Raw genomic sequence first — 26,238 nt, 5'->3', positions numbered from 1 at the left:
GCATTTCGATATATGCAATGTAATTCAAGCCTTAGAGAGTGGTCGCTATGAATTGGGTGGGTGCTTGAAAGGCAGGAATGAGTGCATATATAGCCATGTTTATGGTGTGGTTTATGTAGGGTTGGAATGTTTCAATAATGTAAAAATTGAATCCACTTTTGCAATGTGGTCAGAAATTAAAAATTTTAGCTAGATCACACAAATCTCTCGGATTACGAGTTTCAGCACCTGATACTTATGCTCATTTGAGGTTTGTAGGGGGTAAATGAAAGAAAAAGCGGCTTAAATAGCCGCTTTGATGGTTGAATTGCATGGTTATCTAGAGCTGAAGTCTAGATTCTGCTTAAGACTCTTCTTCCTCAAAGCCATCTGCATAGCCTTTTGGTGGCGGTGTCCAACCACGCTCAGAGCGAGAGTGTTTGTCTGAACGGTCTTTTTTCATGTCTTCTTTCATTGCTTCTTCAAGGTGAATGAAGATTTGTCGGTAGTTGTTGTCGTAGCGTGGATTCTCTTCCGCTTCAGACCAAGCTTGGTAAAGTTTCTCAGACTTACGACTCTCAACGCGTTGATACGTCGATTTTTGCTGCTCGACGAAGAATGGGTGATGACCTAAAGAGCGCAAGGCTTGTGCGCCCATTTCAAGAGCAGAATGGTAGGTCTCTGATTCCACGAAGTCTGCACCTGCTTCTCGTAAGCGATAACTATGACCACGGTCGAATGCGCGGGCTAAGATTTTCACTTTAGGGTAGGTGTGTTTAACGTACTTCACTAACTCAACGCTTGAGTCTTGGTTATCGATTGCTACCACTAGCATCGCGGCTTCTTCGATTCCGGCGGTATGCAATAAGTCGTGACGAGTCGCATCACCAAAGTAAGATTTGATATTGATAGAGCGCAGTAAGTCTACTTGGTTCGCTTGGTGATCCAGAACCACAGTATTGACATCGTTCGACACCAGCAAGCGGTTAACGATTTGACCGAATCGACCAATGCCCGCAATGATAACGGTACCTTTCTCTTCGATGGTATCTTCTTCGCGGTCGTTAGATTTTTGTTCGTAACGAGGAAGAATCACTTTATCAAACAGAATGAACAGCCCTGGTGTTAGGAACATTGAAAGTGCCACAACCAGCGACAGTGTTTGGACGATGTCAGCAGGTAATACGTGGTTTTGAGCTGAGAAGCTTAGTAGTACAAAACCAAACTCACCGGCTTGCGCCAAGCTCAGTGTAAACAGCCAACGGTCACTGTTTTTGATTTTGAAGATCAATGCCAACGTAAATAGCACCAAGGCTTTAAGAAGCATAACGCCAAGAGTGAGGCCAATGATCAAACCAAAGTCGTTGAATAGAACATCAAAGTTGATGCCAGCACCTACGGTGATGAAGAACAAGCCAAGTAGCAGCCCTTTAAACGGGTCGATATTAGACTCAAGTTCGTGGCGGAATTCACTGTTCGCTAAAACCACACCCGCAAGGAAGGTACCTAAAGCCGGTGATAGGCCGACTAGGCTCATCAGTGCAGCAATACCAATCACCAACATCAGTGCGGTTGCAGTAAAGATTTCACGCAGGCCTGAGCTTGCCACGAAGCGGAACAGTGGACGACTCAAGAAGTGTCCGCCGACCACAACAATCGCAATAGATGCCGTGATCACAAGGCCATAAGCCCAACCCGGTAGGCCAGCAACAAGGCTTAACTCTTCATGGTGATCAGAAGCCGAAGCGACCGCGCTTTGTGCAGCTTCGATTAATTCTGGCAAGGCTAGTAGAGGGATAAATGCCAACATAGGGATGACGGCAATATCTTGGAACAGTAGGACTGAGAAAGCGTTCTTGCCGCCTTCTGTTTTGGATAGCCCTTTTTCGTTAAAGGTTTGGAGAACAATCGCGGTAGATGACAGTGCGAAGATCAAACCGATAGTCAGCGCAATGGTCCAAGGCTGTCCGAAGAAAAGGGCGATACCCATTACAATTGCGGTCGTGCCACCAACTTGCAGGCCACCCAGCCCCATCAGTCGGTTCCTCATTGCCCAAAGCATCTTAGGTTCAAGCTCAAGACCGACTAAGAACAGCATCATAACCACACCGAACTCGGCAAAGTGTTGGATAGTTGTGGTCTCTTCACCGACCAGACCAATAATTGGGCCAATCACAACACCAGCAATGAGGTAACCCAATACAGAACCAAGGCCAAGTCTTTTGGCAATAGGCACGGCAATAACTGCTGCGACTAAGTAGATAAACGCTTGTAGAAAATATCCCGTCATTACTTAACCTCTGCCATTAGTTCTTCAACGTAGTGGTTTAGCTTTTCTGCCTTACTGGCTTTTTTGATATTGATCTCGCCAGCAACCAACGCCTCTAACAGTACTTTATAGCTATCGACATGCTCTTGAATGCGGTTCTCTTCCAACGCGGTACGCGAGCCAAATAACGCAAAGGGCGCGAGGTAGTTCATCCCACATAGAGAAGCGGTTTGTTCGATTGGGTGAAGCAGTTCTCGAATCGTGAAATGGTTGTAACCATCACTTTGGTAGGCGTCTTTTTTGCCACCTGCAGTAATGCTACATAACAATTTCTTGCCTTGTAGTTCGTTGCCGTCGGTGCCGTAAGCGAAGCCGTATTCTAGAACGAGATCTTGCCACTCTTTAAGAATTGCCGGTGTTGAGTACCAATATAGTGGGAACTGAAAAATGATGATGTCATGGTCTAACAGGCGTTTCTGTTCTCGGTCGATGTTGATTTTAAATGTTGGGTATTCAGCGTAGAGATCGACGCAGGTAACACCGTCAACGCGTTTGGCTTGTTCAAATAAGGGTTTGTTTGCTTCAGAACGATGTTGAGAAGGGTGGGCGAATAGCACCAAGACTCGATTTTTCGACATATAGCCCTCTTTGTCCATTAACGAATAATATTTATTGGAATTATAGTTATACAATAATAGAAGAATGGTTGAACAACAACGAATTAGCCCATACTTCTTTGTTTAGATACGTGTGCTTTTTTGCGTTTAATTCTATAAGACACCAGTCATTTTGTGTCTTACAGGCGCAACTAGCCGATGACTGAGTAAAACTAATTATTCACGAATAGTAAAAGCGAATATGGGGATTTTATGTCACCGTTGGTGGGTAACGTAAATAATCCAATAACCCTACATAGAACGATAATGTATAAAGGAAAAAACTATGAGCATGGACTTGCGTCAACAATGTGATTTGTTGCTTTCCGGTCATCTAGAACCGACACCAGCACAAACATTCGCTCAGATGGCTGAATGGTGTGAAACACACAATGTGAGCCATGATAGCTATGGTGATGGCGAGTTTATCGAGAGCTTTGAAAACAAGGTCGCGGAGCTGCTTGGTTATGAAGCTGCCGTGTTTGTGATCACTGGCACCATGAACCAACCCACAGCATTAGAAATTGCCTGCCAAGAGAAAAGAAACCCACTAGTAGCGATGCATGAGTCGAGTCATATCATGCGCCATGAACGCCAAGGGTATCAGCTCCAAAATCGTTTCAACGTGCTTCCAGTCGGCAACGTATTTCGCACTTGGAATGTTGATGACTTAAAGGCGTGGCCTGATGAGATCGCAGCCGCTCTGTATGAGTTGCCGATGCGCGAAATTGGCGGCCAATTACCAGAATGGGAAGAGCTTGAAGCTATCAAGCAATACTGCAAAGAACAATCGATTCATCTTCATATGGATGGTGCACGTTTGTGGGAGTGCGGCGCGTATTACCAGAAGCCATACAGCGAGATTGCTCAGGGCTTCGATAGTGCTTATGTTTCGCTGTATAAAGGTCTCAATGGCCTTGGTGGTTCGTTATTGTTGGGCGATAAAGCGTTTGTCGCGAAAGCATCGGCGTGGATGAAGCGTCAAGGTGGTAATGTTTATCACCGAACGCCTTATGTGGTTTCAGCGGCAATGCAGTTTGATGAACGACTAGAACTGATGCCAGCTTTATACGAACGCACCAAACAGGTTTATCAAATCCTACAAGATTACCCTCAGTTCACGGTTAACCCGCAGCAACCGCAGGTGAACATGCTTCACCTCTATTTACCTGTGAGCTACGAAGACGGCATTATTGTGAGGGATAACATCGCGAAGAAACACAAGGTTTGGATAGGAAACCCAGCAATCAGCGAACTGCCAAATCAATGTAAAATTGAATGGTATGTAGGTGATAACTTGCTGAATCTGCCTGATCATGAGCTGATCGACATTCTTGATTTTATTAACGAAGAGCTGATTTGATTAACGAAGAGTTAATTTGATTGCGGAAGAGTTGAGTTGATTACAAAAGAGTTGACTGCTGAAGAACTGATCTAATGGAAATGGATACAGGAAATCGGTCCGGTATCCATTTATGCAGCTAGGATGACAGGCTCTGTTACATATACTGGTTGATGTACACATCAACTAAGAACATGAATACTGGAACCGTGCTGAGAAGTCCGAAGAAGACGATTGGCACCCAGTTTTTGATTTTCTTTTTAGGTTGCTCAGTGTTATTCATAAATTCGGCCTTAAATTCGTTGTTGAGTCTGTTTAGCTTTTTGGTACTAAAAATCTAAGTGTATGGTATCAAATAAATGGGTTTAGCCCTATGTAGATTTAGAGAACCGTGGTGTATATCAATCACATAAAATGTAAGTGATTCATAAACGGTTCATAAAGGTTCAACAATAATGAACCTATTAGAACAAGCATTGCCTTACTCGGCATATAAAATAAACAGCATTCAAAGATTTGGAGAATACAGAATGAAAACAATAGGAAACATCATTTGGTTTCTGTTCGGTGGCGTATTTATGGGACTGGCTTGGTGGTTCTTCGGACTGCTCGCATTCCTAACCATCGTTGGTATTCCATGGGGTAGAGCGTGTTTTGTTATGGGTAACTTCTCATTCTTCCCATTTGGTCAGGAAGCGATTTCGCGTGACGAGCTAACCAATGAAATGGACATCGGCACGAGCCCGCTAGGTGTGATTGGTAACGTTATTTGGTTCTTATTTGCGGGGATCTGGCTTGCGATTGGTCACATCATGTCAGCTGTGGCGTGTTTCATTACCATCATCGGTATCCCGTTCGCGATTCAACACCTTAAATTAGCGGTTATCTCGCTGGCGCCAATCGGTAAGACGGTTGTCGATAAACGTGAAGCAGAAGCGGCGCGAGTAAGAAATTACAAAGGTTAAGATTACACTTTCAGCCTGATTGAACTGAAAAGCACATCGCATGATGTGCTTTTTTATGCCTCTGTTCTTATCTCTCGATGCTCATATCCTAAACACTAACTATGCGTTGTTGAGCTAGACATTATTGAGCTACACATTGTTGAACAGGACTTCAAGCCGCAGGGTGATGTTGGCTTCTTCGGTATGTTTCTCATGGGGTTCTCGTTCCCATTGATAACGAGGGATGAGTTCGTAGAACAGCCACTCTTTCCATACGTTTTGTCGGTAGGTAACCGAAACCTGAGCGTATTCGTAATGATTATGAGGCTCATCCGTAGCATTAATCGTCGCGCTATATTGAAGTGCTTGGTCTTGAGCAAGATAGTGATACAAGGTTAGCCCTGTACCATAGTTCCAACCTTTAAGGTCGTCGTTGTACCCTGCAAAGCTTGACCATCGAGCCAAGAAATTATCACTCAAAGAAAGATCAAAATCGATGTCAGTGATTTCGCCAGTCTCTTGTTTTTCTTGATATACCCGTTGGGTCAGCCTGAATACCGCATCGGTTGTGAGAGGGTAGGTAAAACGGTAGCGAGCTTCAATGCGCGGTCGCAATGTTGCCTTAATATTGAAGCTGCTATAACCCTTGGCATAGGCGTCGTAACGCAGGCCTAATGCACTTTCCAACTCATCGGAATCATTTGGAAAAAAATCCAAGAACTCTTCATCACTAACAGATTCGTAGATCAATTTTAGGCGTTTGCTGACAAAAGGAAGATGCAGACGCGCATTGAGCTTGGTCGAGTAGTCTAGCTCCCCACCTTCAGAATAAATAAAATCGTTATACCAACGCACAGATGTGCCAGCTCTGGCATCTTCGGTTATTCGGTCATCAACAAAGAAGCTATCGAACCAGAGTGCAGGTTGGCAAAATTTACTGTTCAGGAAATGGTAAGCCTTTTCGACAGGGGCGTCTTCTAACGGCTGACTGTGACACTCATTTTGTTCCTCTGCCTGAACGGAGTATGAAATGAGTAACGCCAATAATGAGGTGCTAGCTATCCTACGACTCAATGGAACCTGTTTGTTATTCTATATATCAATAGTTTGACTATAACCAAGCGATTGCAACAATGCGACTTTTTAGTGATTAGATAGGAGGCAAAGATTTGAAGGGGACAGGACAGATAAAAGAAAACGGACTCAGAAGGTGAGCCCGTTTGTTTTAGCTATAAGAAGTGATTTGTATCTAGATTACATTGCCGCTTCGAAGATTGCTGAGATCTCTTCGTGTGTTGCTTGTTTAGGGTTAGTGAAACCACAAGCATCTTTCAGTGCGTTATCAGACAGCGTTGGAATGTCTTCTAGTTTCGCACCAAGTTGCGCGATACCTGTTGGGATGTTCACGTCGTTTGCAAGTTGAACAATCGCGTTGATCGCAGCTTCTGCGCCTTGTTCAGCTGTCATGCCTTCAATATTCACACCCATTGCTTTTGCCACATCACGTAGACGCTCAGGGCAAACTTGCGCGTTGTAGCGTTGAACGTGTGGAAGCAAGATAGCGTTACATACACCGTGTGGAAGGTCGTAGAAACCACCCAGTTGGTGCGCCATTGCGTGAACATAACCAAGAGAAGCATTGTTAAATGCCATACCCGCCATGAATTGTGCGTAAGCCATTTGCTCGCGAGCTTCAATGTCTTCGCCGTGCGTTACTGCTGTTCTTAGGTGCGCTTGCACAAGTTCGATCGCTTTAATTGCTACAGCGTCGGTAATTGGCGTTGCTGCGATTGAAACGTAAGCTTCGATTGCGTGCGTTAACGCATCCATGCCCGTTGCAGCAGTTAATGATGCAGGTTTAGCAAGCATCAACTCAGGATCGTTTACTGAGATAAGCGGTGTTGTGTGCTTATCAACGATAGCCATCTTAATGTGACGAGCTTCGTCAGTAATGATACAGAAACGAGTCATTTCAGATGCTGTACCAGCTGTGGTGTTGATAGCGATCAATGGCATCATTGGCTTTTCAGATTGGTCTACGCCTTCGTAATCTGCAATCTTGCCGCCGTTAGAAGCAACCAGAGCGATACCTTTTGCACAGTCGTGTGGAGAACCGCCACCTAGAGAAACAACAAAATCACAATCGTTGTCAGTCAGCAATTCTAGACCATCGTTCACGTTAGTGATGGTTGGGTTTGGTTGAGTGCCGTCGAATACAACTGCGTCTACGCCACGCTGGCTAAGAAGGTCTTGTACCTGCTTAACTACGCCAATTTGGTTCAGGATCTTATCAGTAACGATCAGACCTTTTTTAAAGCCTTGAGACTGAATGCTATCAGCAGCATCCTTCAGACAGCCAGAACCCATGAAGTTGATTGTAGGGATGTAAAATGCAGTAGACATTGGAAAACTCCGTTAATTATGATTTTTAATTTCCTACATGTTGTCGGCATTCAAGTGGTCGACCATTGATCTGGAACAACTTTGATTCCGAACTACCACTTTGTGGCTAGTCGTTGTGATAGGGCTCATATAGCAATCGTTTTTATGGTTTTCTGGTGTGTTCTTTGTCAGTAGTGGTTAGTGATAAATTGACCCAGTTGGGCGCAGAATGGTGCCCTATAACAATGAAAAATAAGGTTTTTCATTGAACGTTGCTCTGGTTAGGCTGGTGTCGAAGTTTTATCTGAGTCATCACTGCATTCAATTTGAGGATCTTGCGACTCTTCAGAGTCAAGGGTGTCTTCTGGCTCCTCGTCATAGTATTTGACAAGAAAAGGGGTGAGCATGACAGATGACGGTAAAAAGTGCTTCATAATACCTCCCGGTACCTAAGGGTGTTTCTTGTATGGTATTGGTTTAATATGTGGCAAAATTTGCGATACATCATGACTTGCGACTTGTTTTCTATAAATTATTAGATTTATATACAGGCTCACAAATTTGAGGGTAAAGTGATGCTTCGCCGTTTTAGGCCGCGATAAGAACAACGAAAAAAAACAGTGTAGGCAGTGCTCAACAGCGCGAATAATAGGAAATAAAATGAAGTACGATTGGATATTCTTTGATGCAGACGAAACCTTGTTCCATTTTGATGCTTATCAGGGAATGAAGCTGATGTTTTCTCGTTTTGGCGTGGACTTTAGCGAACAGGATTATTCTGCTTATCAAAAGGTTAATCTGCCGCTTTGGGTTGATTACCAAGATGGTCGCATTACCGCAGACCAACTGAAACACACACGCTTCGAAAGCTGGGCTGAGAAACTAGAGACAACAACGGCTGCTTTAAACAGTGCATTTTTAACGGCGATGGCGGACATCTGTTCTTTATTACCGGGTGCACAAGAGTTGGTGGAGTCTTTAAAAGGCAAAGTGAACATGGGCATCATCACCAACGGTTTTACAGAGCTGCAGTCAATCCGATTAGAGCGCACAGGAATGACGGACTACTTTGATCACGTGATCATTTCTGAAGAGGTTGGGGTAGCCAAGCCGGATGCCGAGATTTTTGAGTATGCGCATAAGCTGGTTGGATTGCCATCGAAGCAAAGAATATTGATGGTCGGGGATAACCCACATTCCGATATTCTAGGTGGGTTAGACTTTGGCATCGAAACTTGTTGGTTAAACAGTCAAGAAAAGGCAACGCCAGCAGGCATCAATCCTCATTATCAGGTGAAGTCTTTGGCTGACTTGCAAGCTCTACTGCTGGCTTAGTCAATAGTTAACAACTGACCGCCACTAGCGAATACACAATCATAATCGGTTGATTTCGTTAATCGGCCAATGCTTTGTAAATTGATTGGCGTTTCGTTAATTGACCAATGCTTTGTTAAATTAATTGATGCTTCGTAAATTGATAGATACTTTGTAAAAAAAGTGCTGATGGCCGAGTACGAAAATGTACTCGGCCAATTATTTTGAACTCGGTTTAACCATAGAGTGACCATCAAAACAGATAAAGGAAAAGGCGTGCTGAAATCTCATCGTTATAGCTGCTACGGTATTATCGCCATTTTACTATGGAGCTGCTTGATTGCTCTGTCTCGTAGTGTCTCAGAACAGCTAGGTCCAATTGGTGGCGCGGCCAGCCTTTATACGGTGAGTTCGCTATTGTTGGTTTGTGTTATGGGGTTACCTAAGCTTTCACGCTTTTCTAAGTCTTACTTGCTGATTGGCGGCGCCTTGTTCGTTTGTTATGAGATCTTCTTGGCTCTGGCATTGGGAATGGCGAACAGCCGACATCAAGCGATAGAGATGGCGGTAATCAACTATCTATGGCCAGCACTGACGGTGTTATTTGCGGTGCTGCTGAGCGACAAGAAGATTAACTGGCTGGTTTATCCAAGTATCTTCTTGGCATTCTTTGGTGTGGCTTGGAGCATCAGCGGTGACCAAGGTCTCTCTGTCGACCAGATTGCTGCCAATATTGCGACCAACCCTAAAACCTATTCTATGGCGTTTTTCGGTGCGATTATTTGGGCTGTTTACTGCAACTACACCCAACGTGTCGCGAAAGGGCAGAATGCGATTGTGCTTTTCTTTATCGCTACAGCGATTACTCTGTGGATCAAATACGCATTGAGTGATGAAACCGGCATGGTGATGACAACCAGTGCGGCGATTGATTTAGCATTAGCTGGCGCTTGCATGGGGGCAGGCTACGCACTTTGGAACACGGCGATTCTTGGTGGCAACATGGTGTTTTTGGCAACCATGTCGTATTTTACGCCAATCTTCGCGACGCTGCTTTCCTCGGTGATTTTGGGTTTGTCATTGACCATGACGTTTTGGCAGGGCGTATGTATGGTAACTGTTGGCTCACTGGCTTGCTGGTGGGTAACAAGAGACAAGCCGACGGCAAAGGCGTCGGCTTCTAAAAAGGTTCAATCTCAGTCGTAATTTACGCTGATGTTCCAGCGTCATTTATTAGGTGAAAGCTTAGCTTGCGACATTGAGGTTCAATTGAAGCTCATAAGGCATCTTCGATAGGCGTCGCTTAAGTTGGCGGCGCGTACGTTCAATATCATCGACCGCAATCGCTTGTTGGTCGTTGGTATGAATATCAACATTGATTCGTAATTCTGGACCAACCTTAGTCACACCCATCAGCTCCAAATCTTGCTCCGCTTCTTTGTCTACCGCGACAACGTTCTTATCGACCGCATCACAAATATCTTTGTTTGCCGACATCATAAGCAGTTCGCGCATGGCTTCACGTAACATGTCGAAAGGCACTTTGATGAAGTAGAAAGACATTAGCAACATCATCATTGGGTCGGCATACACTGCGTATTCTGCAAGCGGAGAAAAAGTAATTAACCAAGCCGCTACGAAACCCGCTGTTACCGCTACACTCAGTAGCGTATCCATCTGCCACTGCTTAGACTCAGCCTGAATCAGACCTGAAGAAATACGTTTACTCTTATTCGCGATGTACCACCAAGCGTAACCACAACCCAGTACGTTGAAAATACCAAACAGAGTTGCAATAGAAGCATCAACTTCACGACCACCCGTCATTAGGGCACCAATCGCAGAGTAAAGTGAATAACCAACCACAAGCAGAATCACAACGGCTTTGATGGCAATCACAATCGGTTCGATAATTGCTCGACCAAACGGGAACTCTCTATCTGAGGGGCGATTGATGTATTTCGAGGCAGCTAGTGACAATAAAGTTAACAGTAAGCTGATAAGAGAATAGACACCGTCAAATACGATGACCAGAGAGCCAACGAGAAGACCCAACACCAATCCGCCAATTGCGAAGCCTGATGCTAAAAGGGCTGAGAACAATAGTACTCGATTTTCGTTTTGGCTTTTCCTGTCACACATAATATTTTCCAGATGTTTTTGATAGCTTCATTGTTCTAATATTGAGCTAACTTTACAAACTTTATCTGATGACGTTTATATGTCTTATTTAAGTGAAATATATAAATGCATTAAATTCAGTGGCTTAAGTTAAATTTAAGGTGTCAATAAAGTTGACGTTGAGTGTTTTTTTGGGATGGTGTGCAACTGAAATAGGATCGTTTATGATTAATAAAACACATTAGTCGCTAAGGTTTTATTGGTCTTCTAGATTGAACTGCGACTGCGACTGCGACTGCGACTGCGATGGCCAAGGAGTGAATCAATATGAAGTTTGACGATATCAGTGATAACGAGTTGTGAGCGATTGCTAACCCGATTATGGATAATCTGATGGATGGTTCAACCAAGGTCGACCATGAACAGCACTGCCGAGACTTTACTCAAAGAATGAAAGACATTGTTACGCCGGAATATTTAGAAAAGGTGTGTCACCATTATCAGCACAGTAATGGCTTTTTTGCTGAGCGTGAGCCAGTGGCGCTGTTTAGACGTTCAGACTCCATCGCTTTTGTGTGGAAACAAGCTTACACCATCGCCAAAGGTGAGTTTGTCGCCGAAATGGTATTGGTTGAAGAAGACGGACGCTACTTAGTGGATCACGTGATGGTCTATTAGGATTAGTGCTGTTTGTGGTTTTTCCCTATGTTATCGACGATAAGCAATAAGCGCGAGCTAGAAATCAAACAAGTAATCACTAAGCTGGTCGGCCAACCAATTCATTCCTGGGTGCTCTGCCATGCCAGCTGCGGTAAACATACAGTAGTCTTCTTGCGTTAAGCCGTAGGTGTGTTTGATCACGGCAAGCTCTTGTTCACGCAGTAAATGGCGAATCAATGGCTCTGGCATTACGCCCCACGCCTCTTCACGTAAAATCGTATCCAACATAAAGTCGAAGCTAGAGAAGCCAATGTAACGACGTGAGAAGGGCTCAAGCTCAGGATTATCCTTTTCATTAAGATAAACCATGGTCGCTTGCATCGAATTTCTCAATACCTCATCAGACACTCGTCGCATCGCACTTAAATCATGGTCTTTCTTACATACAGACATCATTCGAATTTTACCAAGCGGATTGTAGATAATTCTTGGGTCATCGACACGTTCGTAATCGACACCAAATGCGAAGTCGACTTGCTGAGTTTCAACTAGGTTAGCTAAGTCACCGCTCGACGCGAGAACGAAGTTGAATGAGGTAGAAGGGTATTTGTTGTTTAATGCGTGAGATAAGTCCTGCCACATTTCATCGGGTAGGGAGTCATCTCGTGCTATCCAAATCTCCGCGTTGAATTCGCCCGAAACATGCAAGCAGGTTTGTTTAATACGCGCGGCTGTCACCAACATGCCTTCGCAATCTTTGTAAATCGCTTTACCCGCTTCTGAAAGCTCAACGTGGTTTCCGCTGCGGACGAACAGCTCGACATCTAACTCTTTTTCCAAGGCTTTAATCGACATGCTGAGTTTGGTTCGGTTGCATTCTAACTGGCGTGCAGCTTCAGAAACTGATCCTAAATCAGCAACGGAACAAAAGGCTTGGACTTGAGAAAGGTTCATTTCATTTCCATATTGAGCGGGGGTCGGTGCATATTATCTGAATATTGTGCTGACTATCTTAGAAATAGTCCATCTTTGCATGATAACTCTATGACGAATTGACTAATTTGGTTTACTCTGGGGAAGTTCCGAACCTACAAGAAGTAAAGATGGAGGCCATGATGGCGAAACAATGGGACGAATACGCCGTTGATTGGGATAAAGATCCCGCGACCGCAGTATTCGCACAGTCCGTATTTGACCAGTTAACACAGCTCGTTGATTTAAACGGAACCCGTGTCCTTGATTTTGGTTGTGGTACAGGACTACTCAGCCAGAAAATATCTCCTTTAGCAAAAGAGATCATCGCACTTGATATCTCTGAAGGGATGATTGAAGAGCTAGATAAGAAAGAGTTACCTAACGTTGAACCGGTAGTTGATATTTTATCGCGCGGACTTGCAGCGCAGCATCCAGCATTCAGAAACCAGTTTGACCTAGTGGTAGCCTCTTCGGTGTGTGGTTTTATCCCGAACCTACAAGACACAGTCAGTCTGATTTACACGCTGCTTGAAAACGACGGCACGTTTGTACACTGGGATTGGTACTTGGAAGGCGACAGTGAAGACTACGGTGTAAGCCAACAACGCTCAGAAAATGTATTGAGTGCAGCGGGCTTTGCAGTCGTTGAAGTCTCCACACCGTTCTCGATTGACACTCCACAAGGAGAGTTAAAGGTATTAATGGGTGTTGGACGTAAACAAGCGCTTCCAGATCTGTAATCGTGTGTATGCCTTGAGCTAGCATTCAGAATGCTCATTTAAACTACTAAACCCACATTAACGACTTTAAGTCAGTTATGTGGGTTTTCTCTTTTTGGCGTTATCGTTTTAAACAGAAAGACTTAGCGCTTTCTCATTTCTTCACATTAACTCTGGTTTCTCTATTTCCCATCTCGCTCATAGAAAACTCAACACCCCTAATTTACAAATTACTCATTTCCATTTTGGAAATATAGTCTTGCATACATTTCATTAGTGGAAATATAACGGTGAGATATAAAATAAGCCCATAATAATACTAAGGGTTTAATCATGAGCCACCAATCTGCGTCATCTACTTCTTCACCACTTTCAGAGCAACAACAACGTTTTAGCAATATCATTTCAGATGCCAACCTGTCACCAAAACAGAAGTCGAGCTATCTTGCCTTAGAAGCTGAAGCCAGCCTGCCGTATATGCCGGTAAGCAAAGAAGTAGAGCGAGCCTTACAACAAGGTGTGCTGTGTGACATGTTTGAAGGGCACGCCCCATTTAAGCCGCGCTATGTACTTCCAGATTATTCTAAATACTTACATCAAGGCTCAGAGTATTTAGAGCTTAGCGCGGCAACCAACTTCGATGAAGCACTGAACATGCTTACCATCCTTTACCACCATGTTCCTTCTGTCACTTCAATTCCGGTTTACCTAGGTCAGTTGGATGATGTGTTGATGCCTTTCGTGGGTGACTTAACACAAGAGCAGGTATACCAAAAGATTAAGCTGTTCTGGATCATGTTGGATCGCACACTGCCAGACGCATTTATGCATGTGAATATCGGCCCGACAGACAACATTATCTGCCGTACGATTTTACGTGTAGACGCTGAATTGAAGCAGATCGCGCCAAACTTAACCTTTATGTACGACCCAGCTGTGACACCTGATGATCTACTTTGTCACGCGGCGAGCAACATCTGCGAATGCAGTAAACCACATATTGCGAACTATCCCGCGCATGCCGAGGCTTACGGCGATAAGCGTTTTGGTATTGTGAGTTGCTACAACTCTCTGCCGCTAGCGGGCGGTTCAAACACCTTGGTGCGTATGAACCTAAAACAAGTGGCGTTGAAGTCTGAGGACAATGCTGATTTCTTACAACAAGTATTGCCAAAATACAGTGGCATCATGATTGAGTTGATGAACGCTCGAAGCCGATTCTTGCATGAAGAGTCTAACTTCTTCGAAGGCTTCTTAACCAAAGAAGGTTTGATCGAAGAGGATCGCTTTGCGCCAATGTTCGGTATTTATGGCATGGCGGAAGCAGTCAACATCTTGATGGAGAAAGAGGGGCAAGCGGGGCGTTATGGTCACGATGAACAGGCTAATCAGCTTGGCCATCGTATCTCTGAAAAACTGGCTGAGATCGTTGAACGCTCTGAATTGAAGTATGGGTTAGAAGGTAAAGCTCTGCTGCATGCTCAAGGCGGTATTAGCTTAGATGAAGATGTGACGCCGGGCGTTCGTATTCCTTATGGTACCGAACCTGATCCAGTCTCTTACGTTCGTGCAACTGCGGGTCACCATAAGTTCTACACCTCGGGCATCAGTGACATTCTGACCATCGACGAAACAGTGAAATCTAACCCTGAAGCGATGTTCAACTTGTGTAAAGGTGCGATTCAAGCGGGTTACCGTGAGTTTACGGCTAATGTGGCATCAAACGATTTGGTTCGTGTAACGGGTTATATGATCAAGCTGTCTGACATTGCCAAGTATGACGAGCAAGGCTCACGTACTAATACCACCTTCTTAGGTGCTGAAGCTGCGAAGAATACGGGCATATTAGAGCGTAAACCGCGCGTGGCGAGCTTAGAGATGTCACCGACATACGAATAGCTTTAACGTGTGTTATGCGTTTCGAATACGAACAATGTGAATTATGAAAATTTCTGATCTAACAACTCAAATGGCTAGGGTTAAAAATAATAAGACAGAAAAACAAGCGAAGGTCAGCCGTGTGCTGACCTTTTCTTGTGTTGACGGCCCGGGAAATCGTTTGGTGCTATTTCTTCAGGGCTGCAACTTTGACTGTATTACTTGCCACAACCCACACACAATTAATCACTGTAACCATTGTGGTGACTGCGTTAGCGGCTGTCCAAGCCGTGCTTTAAGCATGGTTGATGGCAAAGTGAAGTGGGACCCAGCAGCCTGCACTAATTGCGATCAGTGCATTGATATCTGCGATCATAAGTCGAGCCCGAAAATTACCACAATGACGGTCTCAGAGGTGCTTGAACTCGTCAGGCATAATCAGTTTTTCTTGAGTGGTATTACCGTTTCTGGCGGTGAAGCGACCATGCAGTTGCCGTTTATCATCGAACTGTTTCAAGCGATTAAAAGTGATCCACAGTTAGCGCATCTCACGTGCTTTATTGATAGTAATGGTTCGCTGTCATTGCAAGGGTGGGACAAGGTGTTGCCTTATCTTGATGGCGCGATGATTGACCTAAAATCATGGCAATCGGAAACACATCAATGGCTGGTGGGTAGAGGCAATCATAGGGTGTTTGAAACCATTAACTACTTAGCAGATAAAGGAAAACTGCACGAAGTTAGGTTGCTGCATATCCCAAATAAAAGCGATCTTGAAGACGAAATTGAACAGGTAGGGCGTTACTTGAAGACTCTACCAAGTGATGTTCGAATTCGACTGAATGCGTTTCAACATCATGGTGTCATTGGCGAAGCGTTAGATTGGCCGAAATGTACCGAACAACAGATGCAGAGCTTTCACGATAAGCTCTACACCATAGTCCAAAGACCGATGCAAACTCCTGAAGTTTATACTTAGTCTTTAGGTTTCTCAGGCGGTCAATCAGGCTTCTAAGAACGTTAAGTTTCTAAAGATATTAAGTCTCTAAAAATATTAAGCATCTAAAAACAGGTCACACAACCATTTGATCGCTTGATCATTCATGTTGGGTTTGTTCCACACCAAGCTATACGCCACCTTACCGTAATCAAAAGGCAAGGGCTTGCTCACTAAGCCCTGAGCTTGTTTAGCATGTTCAGCCCACTGTTTAGAGCAAGTGAAAAGGAAAGGGGTGTGATGACACAACACAGCCGCAGCACCGAAGTCCGCGACCGATATTGCCATCTCTCTTGGTTGGTGGCATTGAACCAAGTTTTGTTCAAAGTAGGGCTGAGACAGTTCGTTATCTAAAATCCCAATATGCTTATAATCTAAGTAGCCTTCCACCGTTAGTTCTTGCTGAGCAAGAGGGTGGTGTGCGCCCATTAAACAAACCATCTCGTCAGGAAGAATTGTTTCCCAAACCAGCTCTTTGTTATCGGTCGGCGGCTGAGATATATCATGGGGCAGTAAGATCAAGTTGACCTTGCCACTGAGTAAAGCATCGAAGCCGAGCTGTTGTTTCGAATAGATGTTGAGCTTCGCGTTTGGCGCGAGTTCAGTGGTGATTTTACTTATCTTAGAGGCAAATACTTCGAAGGTACTTTCACGCATCGAAAGTGAAAAACTGCCTTGGTATTCCTGAGGGGTAAAACTCTTCTGATGAAGCAGTCCGTTCATGCTTGAAAGAATTGCGTGAACAGTGGGCGCTATCTTCAGAGCAAAGGGCGTTGGGATAAGCTTGGTACCATCCCGATAGAAAAGCTCATCATTCAGGATGTCACGCAGCTGAGATAAGGTTTTGCTTACACTCGAAGGGCTGACGCAAAGTTGCTCTGAGGTCTGAGTAACGCTGTGGGTGTTCAGCATAATATGCAGCGCAGTGAGATGCTTAAGGCTCACTCTAGATAAGTGTAAGTAATCCATTTATGACTCACGCATTCAGATTGGCTTGTGATTTTGCATGAATGACAAAACCGAACAAGCCAAATTGGATAAAGGTTATTTACGAGCTAGCTTATGGTGCGCTCGTGAAAAATGGCCTGCACAAAATGCGCCCACAATCGATAGCTCACCCGCTAAACAAAGCGCAGCACAAACTTCAGCGAGGGCTTGTGATTTACCGTTGCCATGCAGCCCAAGTAAATCTAAACAAGCTTTTTGACTTGGCAAGCCGGTGCCACCGCCGACAGTCCCCAGCATTAGGTTAGGCAGTGTCACGCTAGCGTATAAACCGCCTTCTTTGTTGAGTTCCATACGCGTCATACCAATCGCTGACTCCGCGACACAGGCCGCGTCTTGGCCACAAGCGATATAAAGTGCCGCCAGTGCATTCGCATAATGGGCATTAATACCGATAGTACCGCTCAAAGCGCCACCGACTGTGGTCATTTGACCAAACTGGACCATCTTCTCAGGCGTCGTGTGTAGGTACTTCGCGACAAGCTCAGCAGGGATATTAACCTCAGCAGTTACCTTTTTGCCACGAACGCTGCGCAAGGTTTGGGTATTGGCTTTTTTATCACCTGATAGGTTGCCATCAAGGAAAGCATGGTCAGGCTTAACTGGCGTATTTTCAATAATGTACTCAAACACGGCGTTGGTTGCGATGGTCACCATATTCTGACCAGAAGCGTCTCCGGTTAGAAATTCAAACACCAAATAAACATGGTTACCCTCGATGTTGATATTGATGTCGGTCAGCTTGCCGTGTGATGTTGTTGATTCTGCCAAGATCTTGAACTGGTCATATTGAGTTACAGCCCAAGCCACAAACTGTCCGGCTTCAACTAATCCTTGGAATGCAAAGCCAGGAGTACGTGTTACGCCTTCATTGAGCAACATAGCACTGGCACCACCACAAGCCGTAATCAGCTTAGAACCACGATTGTAAGACGCGACAAGCGCAGCTTCTGTGGTCGCGAGTGGTACTAAGTAATCGCCCGTAGCAAATAGGCCATTAACTCTTAGTGGGCCTGAGACACCGACAGGGACTTTAACTGTACCAATAAAGTGCTCAATGTTTTTCTCATAAGCTTGGATCTGGCTTTGTGTATGAGGGTCGAGCAGTTCTTGCTGTGAATCTGCATTATCGAGCGCTGTCCAGCGACGAGTGAGATTCTTTTCTGTCAGGTAGGGGCTAGGTGTCAGCTTATTTACTGGCTTTTCAAAATGAGGCTGAAGCTTTTTTTCTAATTCGTCTGCGGAGATGTCGCCTCCTAAAATAGAAACATAGTCACGGCGATGCAGATTTAGTTTTGGCATAAATAGTATGAAGTAAAGTTTGTGCAGCAAATTGGTTTGCGCTGATTCTACCGAGTAATAAACCAGAAACAAGCGCCTGATATAATGAGTTACAGTTTGTGTGGTTGTTGAAGCAAAAAGCAGCGAAGTTTCGCGAAATATAGGCTGTATTTGAGCGAAATTTAGATATGAATGTCGAGAAGGCTACCGATGGCTTCGTTTTGACGATCAACCACACTCGCACCAACGCGGTTATAACTTGCGCTTTGTGTCAGTTTAATCAAGGAATCGGTTGAAGATGAAGCAGGTTCAGGTTCTTTGTCTTTAAAGGAAATGGATTGTTCAGGCTCTATTTGATTAAAGCTGAGATCGCTAGCTTGGAAAGTGTCGTCGGATTCTAGAGCGTGTTTGGAGGCTTGGTTGAGCTCGATTGCGGCTTCTTCAGCCATGTTGGTGGATTGCTGAATAATGGCGTAACCAGATTGAATACCAGATATCGACATATCAGAACCTTTTATTGACGTATGGAATGAGTCTAGGCGGACGATATTTTGAGCGCAATGGTGAACAGATGAAATTTACGGTGAAAATGTGAACTTAAGCTAAAATAGTGATGTCTGTCTATTAACTGAACAGGTCATTTAGCGCGTTTAACTCTTCATCAGTAAGCAAAGAAGGCTTATCTGTTTCAAGGGTGCCGTCGATCTCACCTTGAAGTGCTTTTAATTGTTGTGGGCTAAGAAGCTGTATTTGCTGCTTAAATGCTTCAAATTGCTGTGTATTCATAGTGTGACCTTTGTTCAAATCCATATGCTCTTTAGAGCATAGCCTACTGATTCAGGAAATCAAACAAGATTAAGTGAATATTAAATGATGTTTGAAGTTTCTTGAAACTAAGACAACTATAAATTCCTGTGGTCATTTTTTGTCCGAGGAATGTTAGGTAAAGTTAAGGCTTGGTCAATCAAAGTCAGAAAATTCCTACAATGTAAAAACGCCTGAAGCCCTTGTGGCACAAGGGTAGGTAAGTAATTGCTCTACCCAATTAGGGGTATAGGTAAAGCAATGTATAAATATTTGTGGCGATCAAAAGATAAGCAATTGGCGTTATCTTTTTGTTTTTACGGTATTTTGTTTGTTGCTCAAGAAGCTTCCGTTTCAAACGGCTTGTCGATCTTAACCTTAACGGCAAACTTGGTTGCTAAGGTATGCAGTTCTGGAAGCATTCGATAGATCAAATGGAGCTGTTGTAGAACCATTTTGACAGAATTCTCATCTTCTTCTCGCCATTCACTCAAACGTTTATCCAACTCAGGGTCATAAGCGTTTTTCACTTCACAATGCTCTTTATGAGAATAGAGTTGATCATTTAGAGCGTCGAGATGCTCGTGGATTACTCTGTGCGCATCTAACACCAGTTTGTGTGTCGCTTCATCATCAATACGCGTTCTGTGAGCACCCAGAGCCGAGATGTAGCTAAGTAGAGCATGATTGAGTGTTAGGAATCGGAAGCTTTCATCTTCAGAGGTACGGTACTTACCCGGTTCAACCAACATGCTACTGATCGCGGCAGTCAGGTTTGCATCATTATTATGCGCACTACGTCGAGCGATACGATAGTTAAGGCTATCTTTCTTACCAACACGGTATTGGCCGATGATCTGAGCGAGATAGTTCTTATTGGAATCGAGCGCATCCGCCATCACTTTGTGCAGACGCTTCGATTGCCAATCAGGCAACACATAAATGACAGCAAGCACGGCGAGGGCACAACCAATAAAGGTATCCGCTAACCTTGGCAATACTACCGCGTAACCTTCACCTAATTGGTTAAAGCAGAAGAGCACAAGCAGTGTGATAAAGCCGGTCGCAAACCCGTAGTTATTGATTCGAAACGCAAAGAACATCACGCCACTGATCACAATGAACACCAATTGGCTCTCTTGCGACGGGAAGAAAGTCAGTAACGGTACTCCGATCAATAAGCCTGCGACCGTGCCAATGACACGCGCCGTCAGTTTTTGACGGGTTGCACTGTAGTTTGGCTGACACACAAACAGTGTCGTCAGTAGAATCCAATAACCTCGCTCGATATCAAAACCCTGGATAATCCCGTAGCCCAGCGTCAGAGTGATCGCCATACGAATCGCGTGGCGGAATAGCATAGAATCGGTGTGCAAGTTGGCTTTGATCTTGTGCCACATTGCCGTCAAAGTATGAGGATTGGTATCGTCCAATACACCTTCTTCAATCTTCTCTGCATCTGGGTTGCTGATATTCGAGAGCTGTTTTTCAACGGTTGCTAGGTTATTGAATAAGTAATCCAACTGGTTCAGCAGTGATTTCCATTCAGGATTATTCTGTTGGTGTAGATGATTAAGCGAAGACATCAGCTCATCAAGTGCTAGTACAGACTTGTCACCATGCTGGTATTCAGCGCCAACTTTCAATGAGCTCGCCACTTCTTTACAAGCTGTTGCCTGCGCTTCCAGTAGATACTTAAATCGAAACAACACGTCAGAGCGTTCAAAGTGTTTTGCTAGCTCTTGATAACGATAGTGGCTAGAGCTTACGCGTTCATGAATATCTTGTGCGATGAAGTAGGTGTTGAGAAATCGGTCACTAGGGCCGTCAATGTGTCCGCGCTTAGAGCGATTAAGCAGCGTCGCTTTACACATGTTAAGTGCATTAACGGTACTCGCATTGAGCTTGGCTTCAATGATTCGGTGTGGCTGGGGAATCAAGTCTGAAACGGGGTAGAACAGTTCCGCTTTTGAATCGATGTAATTACCGATTTGATCGAATACTGTTGCTAGGTTTTGCTGCACAGGTTGCATTGGCCATACTATCTGCCAAATCATCGACATGAAGTAGTACCAAGCTGCGCCAGTTAACAGTAGAAGCGGTTGAAACCAAAGGTTGGTACTCTCGTGTGCACCAAGCATGGTATAGATGGCAACTAAGAGAGAGCCAAACGCGATACTCGCGTATTTAGGGCCAATTGCCCCGAGAATGATAAAAGAGAAGGTTGAAACAAAAAGCCCTATCGCGAACAGCCAAGGCGTATCGAAGAGAAGCTCAATAGAGAAAGCCGCAACCGCGAAACAGATAAAGGTCAGCGTGAGTGCTTTCAAGCGCCCAGTAAAGCTGTCATCACTTTCCGCAAGAGCCGCAGCAATAACGCCTAAGATCAAAGGCGTGATCAGTGTGTTTTGTCCATAATACCAAGCAGGCACCACCACGCCGAGCAGAGTGATGAGAATTAATATGCTGTAATTTATGGTTTTATTCGCCCAATAGAGGCGTAATTTGGCTGAGAAGTCCACAGTCGCTCACTTGACACACTAAAAACCATAATCCTAACAGAAATCAAGCACAAGAATTTGATACTTATCCATAATTGGCCGTAGGTGGTCATGAAAGCGTCGATAAGATATGAGATATTATTAATTCTCATTGCATCATGATATAAATTCAATATTCCCAATTAAGAGCACACTCCAATGCAGCTAAGCGCTAACAAGACTGCACAGTTTTTTATTCAAAATGAATATCATCAGGTTGAACTTGATGGTCCACGCTTGCTGTTATCTTCAGTAGGCAGTGAAGAGCGTATCCCATTTACTATTTGGAGTGGCAAGATCGCGATAAAGCGCGGATTGTTTTGGGGATCGCTACAATTTTTTGCTAATCAACAAGATGGAACACAGCGCAGTTGGTTAGTACAAGGCCTACCTTGGGATCAATGCCGTCAATTTGCACGCGCCTCAGTTACCGCTTATCAGAAGTGGCACGACACTCAATGTGAACAATTGGCTGAACACGTACCGCAGTGGGAAGCTGAATTAACACGTCTTGAGCAACTCCCTGCTTTCCTACCGCATTCTAAGGTCAACACTTGGGTTGATATGGTCAACGCAGGTCTAGAGAGTATGACGATGACGCTAGAAGAGGCCGCGCAGCGCATGCCAAATCGCATCGCAAGAATGCAGCCATGGTTATCTGAAACGGAGATCAAGCAAGCTGAAAGAAACCAGCAATGGCTAGAGACCGAGCGAAAAAACTGGGAAGTGTTGTTTGCGCAATGTGAGTCGTCACCACTGAACTTATCGCAGCAATATGCGGTGTTGATGAATGATGATCACAACCTTATTTTAGCGGGTGCAGGCTCGGGTAAAACCAGTGTTCTAACGGCTCGCGTCGCGTATTTACTGCAAAGCCATCAAGCTCAAGCTGAAGAGTTGTTATTGCTCGCCTTTGGTCGAGAAGCGGCAGAAGAGATGAAACAGCGACTCGACAGCAAAATTGGCTTATCAGCCGAGAATGTACAAGTCAGCACTTTCCACCAGTTGGGTTTAAAGATACTGAATCAAGTTGAACCCGAACGTGTGGTTATTTCTCCTTTAGCGCTCGATGATAATCAACGCCAAGCATGGTGCATTGATTGGTTGAAGAAGCACTGGATGACGCCGACCAACTTCAAACGTTGGCAAAAGCACTTGTCTAAATGGCCAATCGCTTATTTAACCGGAGATGATGAGCTTGGTAGCCATGTTTCAAACCTCAAATTGATCGGTTGGCTCGAAAAGCAGCTTGAACAGTTGAATGCGTCGGGTTTAACGAAAAAAGAAGTACAGCAACAGCTAATTGATCATCGAGACTATACGCGCCTCAACAGCGAGCTTTCACTGTGTTGGCCATGTGTAACCGCGTGGCAAAAGGAACTGAAAGAACAAAATCATATCGACTTCTCAATCATGATCAGTCGAGCGACCCAGTATGTCGAGAAGGGCAAGTTTATCTCGCCTTGGAAGTTCATCATGATCGATGAGTATCAAGACATCTCGCCAGATCGTCTTGCTTTGGTTGAAGCACTTTGTAATCAGTCTAAAGCCGAGCATCAAGCCTCTATTTTTGCAGTAGGCGATGACTGGCAGTCGATTTACCAGTTTGCGGGTGCAGATGTGGATTTGACCACGGGCTTTAAGGATCGTTTTGAGAGCTCGACCATTCATCACCTAGATACGACTTACCGTTTTAACAATCAGTTAGGTGCGGTGGCTAATCGCTTTGTACAAGAAAACCCAATTCAGATTCCGAAAGAACTGAACAGCTTCAAACAACAGAAGCAGAAGGCGGTGTATAGTGCGCCAAGCAAAGAAGTTGAGAAGATTCTTGATCAACTGAACCGCCAATCTAAAGGTAAAACCAATAAATCGGTGCTGCTACTTGGACGTAATCATTACCACAAGCCAGAGTTGTTGGAAGATTGGAAGAAGATCTTCACCTCCATTGATATCAAGTTCATGACTTGCCACGGCAGTAAAGGTAAAGAGGCGGACTTTGTCATTATTCTTTGTGTCGACGAAGGACAGTTCCCGACCAAGAAAAAACAGCTGCATATTGATGGCGCATTGACTGAATCATCATACGCTTTCCCTTATGCAGAAGAGCGTCGTCTATTCTATGTAGCAATGACGCGGGCAAAAGAGAAAGTATGGATTACGCACAGCGGTGACGGTTCTGGCTTTGTGCAAGAGCTGCATGGTTCTGATTACCCCGTCGTTCGTAAAAAGTGATGTTACTTGACTTGATTATCTAAGATTAGATCTTCAATCCCTGCCTTAACATCACAAGGCAGACGCATAAAGCATAAGGAATTTGCTATGGAACACGGCTCTATTAACTACATTGAATTTGCTGCGAAAGACATCGCCGCAACTAAGGCGTTTTTCAGCCAAGTGTTTGGCTGGAGCTTTGAAGACTATGGCCCTGAGTATTCTGCTTTTGAAGGCAAAGGTTTAATGGGCGGCTTCTATTTGGCGGATCTGGCGTCGAATACGGATAATGGCGCGGCGCTGATGGTTTTTTATAGCCAAGATCTTGAGCAAACCGAGCGCGATGTAATTGATGCTGGTGGTCAGATAAACCGTGAGATCTTTAGCTTTCCCGGCGGCAGACGTTTCCATTTTAAAGAGCCAAGTGGCAACGAGATGGCAGTGTGGAGTGATAAATAGAGACTCACTGCACTGTTTTAGGATTGAACTGTTTAACGCCTGAAAACGAGACATAAAAAAGCCTGCGATAAAATGCAGGCTTTTTAGTCTGTTCAGTAGAGAGCACATTTAACGTGCGATTACGTGCGCTCAGCTAGATACGCTTCGTAGTCTGGGATCTCGATGATTACTTCTTCTTCAAGCAGTGAAGAGTTAAACAGGAAGTTAGCGGTAGCTCGGTTAGTTGCCACAGGAATGTTCCAAACACTTGCGATACGAAGCAGGGCTTTTACGTCTGGGTCGTGTGGTACAGCATTAAGTGGATCCCAGAAGAAAATCAGCATATCGATTTTGCCTTCAGAGATAAGCGCGCCAAGTTGTTGGTCACCGCCCATAGGGCCGCTGATCATGCTCTTGATTGCTAGGCCTGTCTCTTTACTGAGTAGAGAACCTGTTGTGCCCGTTGCGTAAAGGAAGTGCTTCTGTAGTTTTTCTTTGTTCTCTTTGACCCATCTTAGTAGCTCAGGTTTGAAGTGGTCATGAGCGACCAAAGCGATATGCTTGTGTGTTGGCATAGTGCGCGTCGTTTTTTGCATGAATGTTCCCTAAATTGTTGTTTCGTTTTTATTGTTTTGAGTTCTTCAGCCAATATAGCACTAAGGATTCACACTGAATACCGGACGAAACTCAGAAGGTGACAATGAGTCGGCGATAATTTGATCTTTGAGTGTTGCTGGTGTCAGCGCCTCGATAATCGGTGCGCTGTGTTGCTCGTAAGGTTGACCGCGTAAGTAACTCGTGGCTTGTTTTACCGACAAGCGACCTTGCTCAACCATTTTATCGGTTGGCGCAAAAAGTACCTTGTTACGAAGTAAACCACGGTAGGTTCCGTGACTTAGGTAACTTGAAATTAACCCAATCTCTTCGGTTTTATCGGCTGCTCGTAGCTCACTGATCGCTGCTTCAATCGCGACGGCACTTCCGACTATATATTGGATATCAGGTTCTTCTATCACCTGTTGTACTAGATTTCTTTGAAGTTCTTTATCGTTATCTGCCCAATAGCTGATCGCAATTTTGATATCACTCGACTTGATCGCATCATAAAACCCCAGTGCTACAGGCTTAGTGCCGCCACTCGCTTGCGGGCCAAGTAATAGGGCGATAGGTGTTTCGCCTGATCCTTTCGGGTGTCGTTTCGACAAAAACTCTCCGACTTGGTAGCCCATTTGATACCAGTCGACACCGACTGTGCCTTTCAGTACCTTCTGTTGTTCTTCATTGACGGTTAACTCATTCACCGTAGCAAACACAGGTGTCGAGCCAACCCAATCGCTGAGATTGTCATGATACGCATCGGGTGAAACCGTACCTAAAATAATGGCATCGGCTCCCCATTGCGTGCAAAGCACCAGTTGCGAGGCTTGTTTGGCAACGTTGGGGTAACCGCCAGCTTCCAATACTCTTAGCTCAACTTGCTGCTTTTCTGCTTCAGAGACCATTCCGTAGTTCACAGACAACCAGTATGAGTCTTTTAGGTGCGGATAAATGGCACAGATTTTCTCTTTTTTCGATGTGGCATCGGCGGGTTTTATTGGGCTCAAAGGCTCGCTAGCACCTGCGACAGTGGTCACTGAGGCCAGTAGTGAGAGAAGAATTATTGAAGCGAAAGGTCTAGATAGCATGAATTGCCGTTTTATTGGTTTTAGATAAGAAACAC

The 26,238-nt window shown here is 44.6% G+C and carries 24 protein-coding genes; 10 read left to right on the top strand and 14 right to left on the bottom strand.

Going from position 1 to position 26,238, the window contains the following annotated elements; translation table 11 throughout:
• Positions 1–343 precede the first annotated feature (343 nt).
• Together MSG36_RS07760 and MSG36_RS07755 are read right to left on the bottom strand one after the other, a co-directional pair.
• Positions 344–2,269: a monovalent cation:proton antiporter-2 (CPA2) family protein gene (locus MSG36_RS07760; RefSeq protein ID WP_048663377.1), complete on the bottom strand. Its 1,926-nt coding sequence runs from the start codon at positions 2,267–2,269 to the stop codon at positions 344–346.
• Positions 2,269–2,886 carry an NAD(P)H-dependent oxidoreductase gene (locus MSG36_RS07755; protein WP_065677803.1) on the bottom strand — a complete coding sequence of 206 codons (618 nt, stop codon included), beginning with the start codon at positions 2,884–2,886 and terminating at the stop codon, positions 2,269–2,271. Before MSG36_RS07755 ends, MSG36_RS07760 begins: the two co-directional genes overlap by 1 nt.
• Positions 2,887–3,190: 304 nt before the next feature.
• Here MSG36_RS07755 and MSG36_RS07750 point away from each other — a divergent pair, with 304 nt between their 5' ends.
• Positions 3,191–4,267, top strand: a complete 1,077-nt coding sequence (locus MSG36_RS07750) for a beta-eliminating lyase-related protein (RefSeq protein WP_248367096.1) — start codon at positions 3,191–3,193, stop codon at positions 4,265–4,267.
• 136 nt (positions 4,268–4,403) lie between these two features.
• Here the strand turns inward: MSG36_RS07750 and MSG36_RS23845 are convergent, their stop codons facing one another.
• Positions 4,404–4,529 carry a hypothetical protein gene (locus tag MSG36_RS23845; protein WP_017075772.1) on the bottom strand — a complete coding sequence of 42 codons (126 nt, stop codon included), beginning with the start codon at positions 4,527–4,529 and terminating at the stop codon, positions 4,404–4,406.
• A gap of 247 nt (positions 4,530–4,776) precedes the next feature.
• Here MSG36_RS23845 and MSG36_RS07745 point away from each other — a divergent pair, with 247 nt between their 5' ends.
• Positions 4,777–5,211, top strand: coding sequence for a YccF domain-containing protein (locus MSG36_RS07745; protein WP_004730224.1), 435 nt, complete (start codon positions 4,777–4,779; stop codon positions 5,209–5,211).
• A 129-nt stretch (positions 5,212–5,340) separates the two neighbouring features.
• On the opposite strand, the gene MSG36_RS07740 is transcribed toward MSG36_RS07745, so the two are convergent.
• Positions 5,341–6,264, bottom strand: a complete 924-nt coding sequence (locus MSG36_RS07740; RefSeq protein ID WP_050649311.1) for a hypothetical protein — start codon at positions 6,262–6,264, stop codon at positions 5,341–5,343.
• 180 nt (positions 6,265–6,444) lie between these two features.
• Positions 6,445–7,593 (bottom strand): L-threonine dehydrogenase, encoded by a 1,149-nt coding sequence (gene yiaY / locus MSG36_RS07735; protein WP_050649312.1) that lies wholly within the window; start codon positions 7,591–7,593, stop codon positions 6,445–6,447.
• Between the two features lie 639 nt (positions 7,594–8,232).
• Here yiaY and yjjG point away from each other — a divergent pair.
• Entirely contained in the window at positions 8,233–8,907 is a 675-nt protein-coding gene (gene yjjG, locus MSG36_RS07730) for a pyrimidine 5'-nucleotidase (RefSeq protein ID WP_004730231.1), read from the top strand.
• 255 nt (positions 8,908–9,162) lie between these two features.
• Complete coding sequence (gene yddG / locus MSG36_RS07725; protein WP_050643984.1) at positions 9,163–10,092, top strand: aromatic amino acid DMT transporter YddG; 930 nt, start codon at positions 9,163–9,165, stop codon at positions 10,090–10,092.
• A 39-nt stretch (positions 10,093–10,131) separates the two neighbouring features.
• Here yddG and MSG36_RS07720 read toward each other — a convergent pair whose 3' ends face one another.
• Positions 10,132–11,028, bottom strand: a complete 897-nt coding sequence (locus tag MSG36_RS07720; protein ID WP_050633104.1) for a cation diffusion facilitator family transporter — start codon at positions 11,026–11,028, stop codon at positions 10,132–10,134.
• A 360-nt stretch (positions 11,029–11,388) separates the two neighbouring features.
• Here MSG36_RS07720 and MSG36_RS07715 point away from each other — a divergent pair, with 360 nt between their 5' ends.
• Entirely contained in the window at positions 11,389–11,685 is a 297-nt protein-coding gene (locus MSG36_RS07715; protein WP_248367095.1) for a hypothetical protein, read from the top strand.
• Between the two features lie 57 nt (positions 11,686–11,742).
• Here the strand turns inward: MSG36_RS07715 and MSG36_RS07710 are convergent, their stop codons facing one another.
• Positions 11,743–12,621, bottom strand: a complete 879-nt coding sequence (locus MSG36_RS07710; protein WP_050643983.1) for a LysR family transcriptional regulator — start codon at positions 12,619–12,621, stop codon at positions 11,743–11,745.
• Positions 12,622–12,782: 161 nt separating this feature from the next.
• Between MSG36_RS07710 and MSG36_RS07705 the strand changes: the two genes are divergently transcribed.
• The 3 genes from MSG36_RS07705 (at position 12,783) to MSG36_RS07695 (ending at position 16,218) form a co-directional block, all read left to right on the top strand.
• Complete coding sequence (locus tag MSG36_RS07705) at positions 12,783–13,382, top strand: methyltransferase (RefSeq protein ID WP_050643982.1); 600 nt, start codon at positions 12,783–12,785, stop codon at positions 13,380–13,382.
• 312 nt (positions 13,383–13,694) lie between these two features.
• On the top strand, positions 13,695–15,260 hold the full coding sequence (locus tag MSG36_RS07700; protein ID WP_248367093.1) for a YjjI family glycine radical enzyme: 1,566 nt from the start codon (positions 13,695–13,697) through the stop codon (positions 15,258–15,260).
• 43 nt (positions 15,261–15,303) lie between these two features.
• The gene (locus MSG36_RS07695) at positions 15,304–16,218 is read left to right on the top strand and encodes a YjjW family glycine radical enzyme activase (protein WP_050643980.1); all 915 of its coding nucleotides are present in this window, start codon (positions 15,304–15,306) and stop codon (positions 16,216–16,218) included.
• Positions 16,219–16,293: 75 nt separating this feature from the next.
• Here MSG36_RS07695 and MSG36_RS07690 read toward each other — a convergent pair whose 3' ends face one another.
• The 5 genes from MSG36_RS07690 to yccS all read right to left on the bottom strand — a co-directional run bounded on the left by MSG36_RS07690 (position 16,294) and on the right by yccS (position 21,848).
• Complete coding sequence (locus MSG36_RS07690) at positions 16,294–17,205, bottom strand: LysR family transcriptional regulator (protein WP_136982149.1); 912 nt, start codon at positions 17,203–17,205, stop codon at positions 16,294–16,296.
• 75 nt (positions 17,206–17,280) lie between these two features.
• Positions 17,281–18,543 carry a hydroxymethylglutaryl-CoA reductase gene (locus MSG36_RS07685; protein ID WP_248367090.1) on the bottom strand — a complete coding sequence of 421 codons (1,263 nt, stop codon included), beginning with the start codon at positions 18,541–18,543 and terminating at the stop codon, positions 17,281–17,283.
• A 161-nt stretch (positions 18,544–18,704) separates the two neighbouring features.
• Positions 18,705–19,025, bottom strand: coding sequence for a hypothetical protein (locus tag MSG36_RS07680; RefSeq protein WP_048612972.1), 321 nt, complete (start codon positions 19,023–19,025; stop codon positions 18,705–18,707).
• 121 nt (positions 19,026–19,146) lie between these two features.
• Positions 19,147–19,332, bottom strand: coding sequence for a hypothetical protein (locus MSG36_RS07675; RefSeq protein WP_248367087.1), 186 nt, complete (start codon positions 19,330–19,332; stop codon positions 19,147–19,149).
• A gap of 332 nt (positions 19,333–19,664) precedes the next feature.
• The gene (yccS, locus tag MSG36_RS07670; protein WP_050621661.1) at positions 19,665–21,848 is read right to left on the bottom strand and encodes a YccS family putative transporter; all 2,184 of its coding nucleotides are present in this window, start codon (positions 21,846–21,848) and stop codon (positions 19,665–19,667) included.
• Positions 21,849–22,025: 177 nt separating this feature from the next.
• Between yccS and helD the strand changes: the two genes are divergently transcribed.
• Both helD and MSG36_RS07660 read left to right on the top strand, forming a co-directional pair.
• On the top strand, positions 22,026–24,101 hold the full coding sequence (helD, locus tag MSG36_RS07665) for a DNA helicase IV (RefSeq protein ID WP_248367084.1): 2,076 nt from the start codon (positions 22,026–22,028) through the stop codon (positions 24,099–24,101).
• 87 nt (positions 24,102–24,188) lie between these two features.
• Positions 24,189–24,539, top strand: coding sequence for a VOC family protein (locus MSG36_RS07660; RefSeq protein WP_054542824.1), 351 nt, complete (start codon positions 24,189–24,191; stop codon positions 24,537–24,539).
• Between the two features lie 119 nt (positions 24,540–24,658).
• Here MSG36_RS07660 and MSG36_RS07655 read toward each other — a convergent pair whose 3' ends face one another.
• Together MSG36_RS07655 and torT are read right to left on the bottom strand one after the other, a co-directional pair.
• Positions 24,659–25,114, bottom strand: a complete 456-nt coding sequence (locus tag MSG36_RS07655) for a methylglyoxal synthase (protein WP_017064778.1) — start codon at positions 25,112–25,114, stop codon at positions 24,659–24,661.
• Between the two features lie 60 nt (positions 25,115–25,174).
• Entirely contained in the window at positions 25,175–26,203 is a 1,029-nt protein-coding gene (gene torT, locus MSG36_RS07650) for a TMAO reductase system periplasmic protein TorT (RefSeq protein WP_050649320.1), read from the bottom strand.
• Positions 26,204–26,238 lie beyond the last annotated feature (35 nt).

The sequence above is a fragment of the Vibrio sp. 1CM8B genome (genome assembly GCF_023161685.1).
GTDB lineage: Bacteria > Pseudomonadota > Gammaproteobacteria > Enterobacterales > Vibrionaceae > Vibrio > Vibrio coralliirubri.
The sequence above is the reverse complement of the archived record's forward strand: the minus strand, read 5'-3'. Positions and strand labels throughout refer to the sequence as shown.

Excerpts from the sequence above, each read along its gene's own strand:
- MSG36_RS07715 (WP_248367095.1), top strand. The coding sequence starts at position 11,389 with ATGGATAATCTGATGGATGGTTCAACCAAGGTCGACCATGAACAGCAC.
- MSG36_RS07660 (WP_054542824.1), top strand. The coding sequence starts at position 24,189 with ATGGAACACGGCTCTATTAACTACATTGAATTTGCTGCGAAAGACATC.
- yjjG (WP_004730231.1), top strand. The coding sequence starts at position 8,233 with ATGAAGTACGATTGGATATTCTTTGATGCAGACGAAACCTTGTTCCAT.
- MSG36_RS07680 (WP_048612972.1), bottom strand. The coding sequence starts at position 19,025 with ATGTCGATATCTGGTATTCAATCTGGTTACGCCATTATTCAGCAATCC.
- MSG36_RS07710 (WP_050643983.1), bottom strand. The coding sequence starts at position 12,621 with ATGAACCTTTCTCAAGTCCAAGCCTTTTGTTCCGTTGCTGATTTAGGA.
- MSG36_RS07695 (WP_050643980.1), top strand. The coding sequence starts at position 15,304 with ATGAAAATTTCTGATCTAACAACTCAAATGGCTAGGGTTAAAAATAAT.
- MSG36_RS07760 (WP_048663377.1), bottom strand. The coding sequence starts at position 2,269 with ATGACGGGATATTTTCTACAAGCGTTTATCTACTTAGTCGCAGCAGTT.
- torT (WP_050649320.1), bottom strand. The coding sequence starts at position 26,203 with ATGCTATCTAGACCTTTCGCTTCAATAATTCTTCTCTCACTACTGGCC.
- MSG36_RS07685 (WP_248367090.1), bottom strand. The coding sequence starts at position 18,543 with ATGCCAAAACTAAATCTGCATCGCCGTGACTATGTTTCTATTTTAGGA.
- MSG36_RS07675 (WP_248367087.1), bottom strand. The coding sequence starts at position 19,332 with ATGGATTTGAACAAAGGTCACACTATGAATACACAGCAATTTGAAGCA.
- MSG36_RS07655 (WP_017064778.1), bottom strand. The coding sequence starts at position 25,114 with ATGCAAAAAACGACGCGCACTATGCCAACACACAAGCATATCGCTTTG.
- yiaY (WP_050649312.1), bottom strand. The coding sequence starts at position 7,593 with ATGTCTACTGCATTTTACATCCCTACAATCAACTTCATGGGTTCTGGC.
- MSG36_RS07720 (WP_050633104.1), bottom strand. The coding sequence starts at position 11,028 with ATGTGTGACAGGAAAAGCCAAAACGAAAATCGAGTACTATTGTTCTCA.
- MSG36_RS07690 (WP_136982149.1), bottom strand. The coding sequence starts at position 17,205 with ATGGATTACTTACACTTATCTAGAGTGAGCCTTAAGCATCTCACTGCG.
- MSG36_RS07755 (WP_065677803.1), bottom strand. The coding sequence starts at position 2,886 with ATGTCGAAAAATCGAGTCTTGGTGCTATTCGCCCACCCTTCTCAACAT.
- MSG36_RS07750 (WP_248367096.1), top strand. The coding sequence starts at position 3,191 with ATGAGCATGGACTTGCGTCAACAATGTGATTTGTTGCTTTCCGGTCAT.
- MSG36_RS23845 (WP_017075772.1), bottom strand. The coding sequence starts at position 4,529 with ATGAATAACACTGAGCAACCTAAAAAGAAAATCAAAAACTGGGTGCCA.
- helD (WP_248367084.1), top strand. The coding sequence starts at position 22,026 with ATGCAGCTAAGCGCTAACAAGACTGCACAGTTTTTTATTCAAAATGAA.
- MSG36_RS07700 (WP_248367093.1), top strand. The coding sequence starts at position 13,695 with ATGAGCCACCAATCTGCGTCATCTACTTCTTCACCACTTTCAGAGCAA.
- MSG36_RS07705 (WP_050643982.1), top strand. The coding sequence starts at position 12,783 with ATGGCGAAACAATGGGACGAATACGCCGTTGATTGGGATAAAGATCCC.
- MSG36_RS07745 (WP_004730224.1), top strand. The coding sequence starts at position 4,777 with ATGAAAACAATAGGAAACATCATTTGGTTTCTGTTCGGTGGCGTATTT.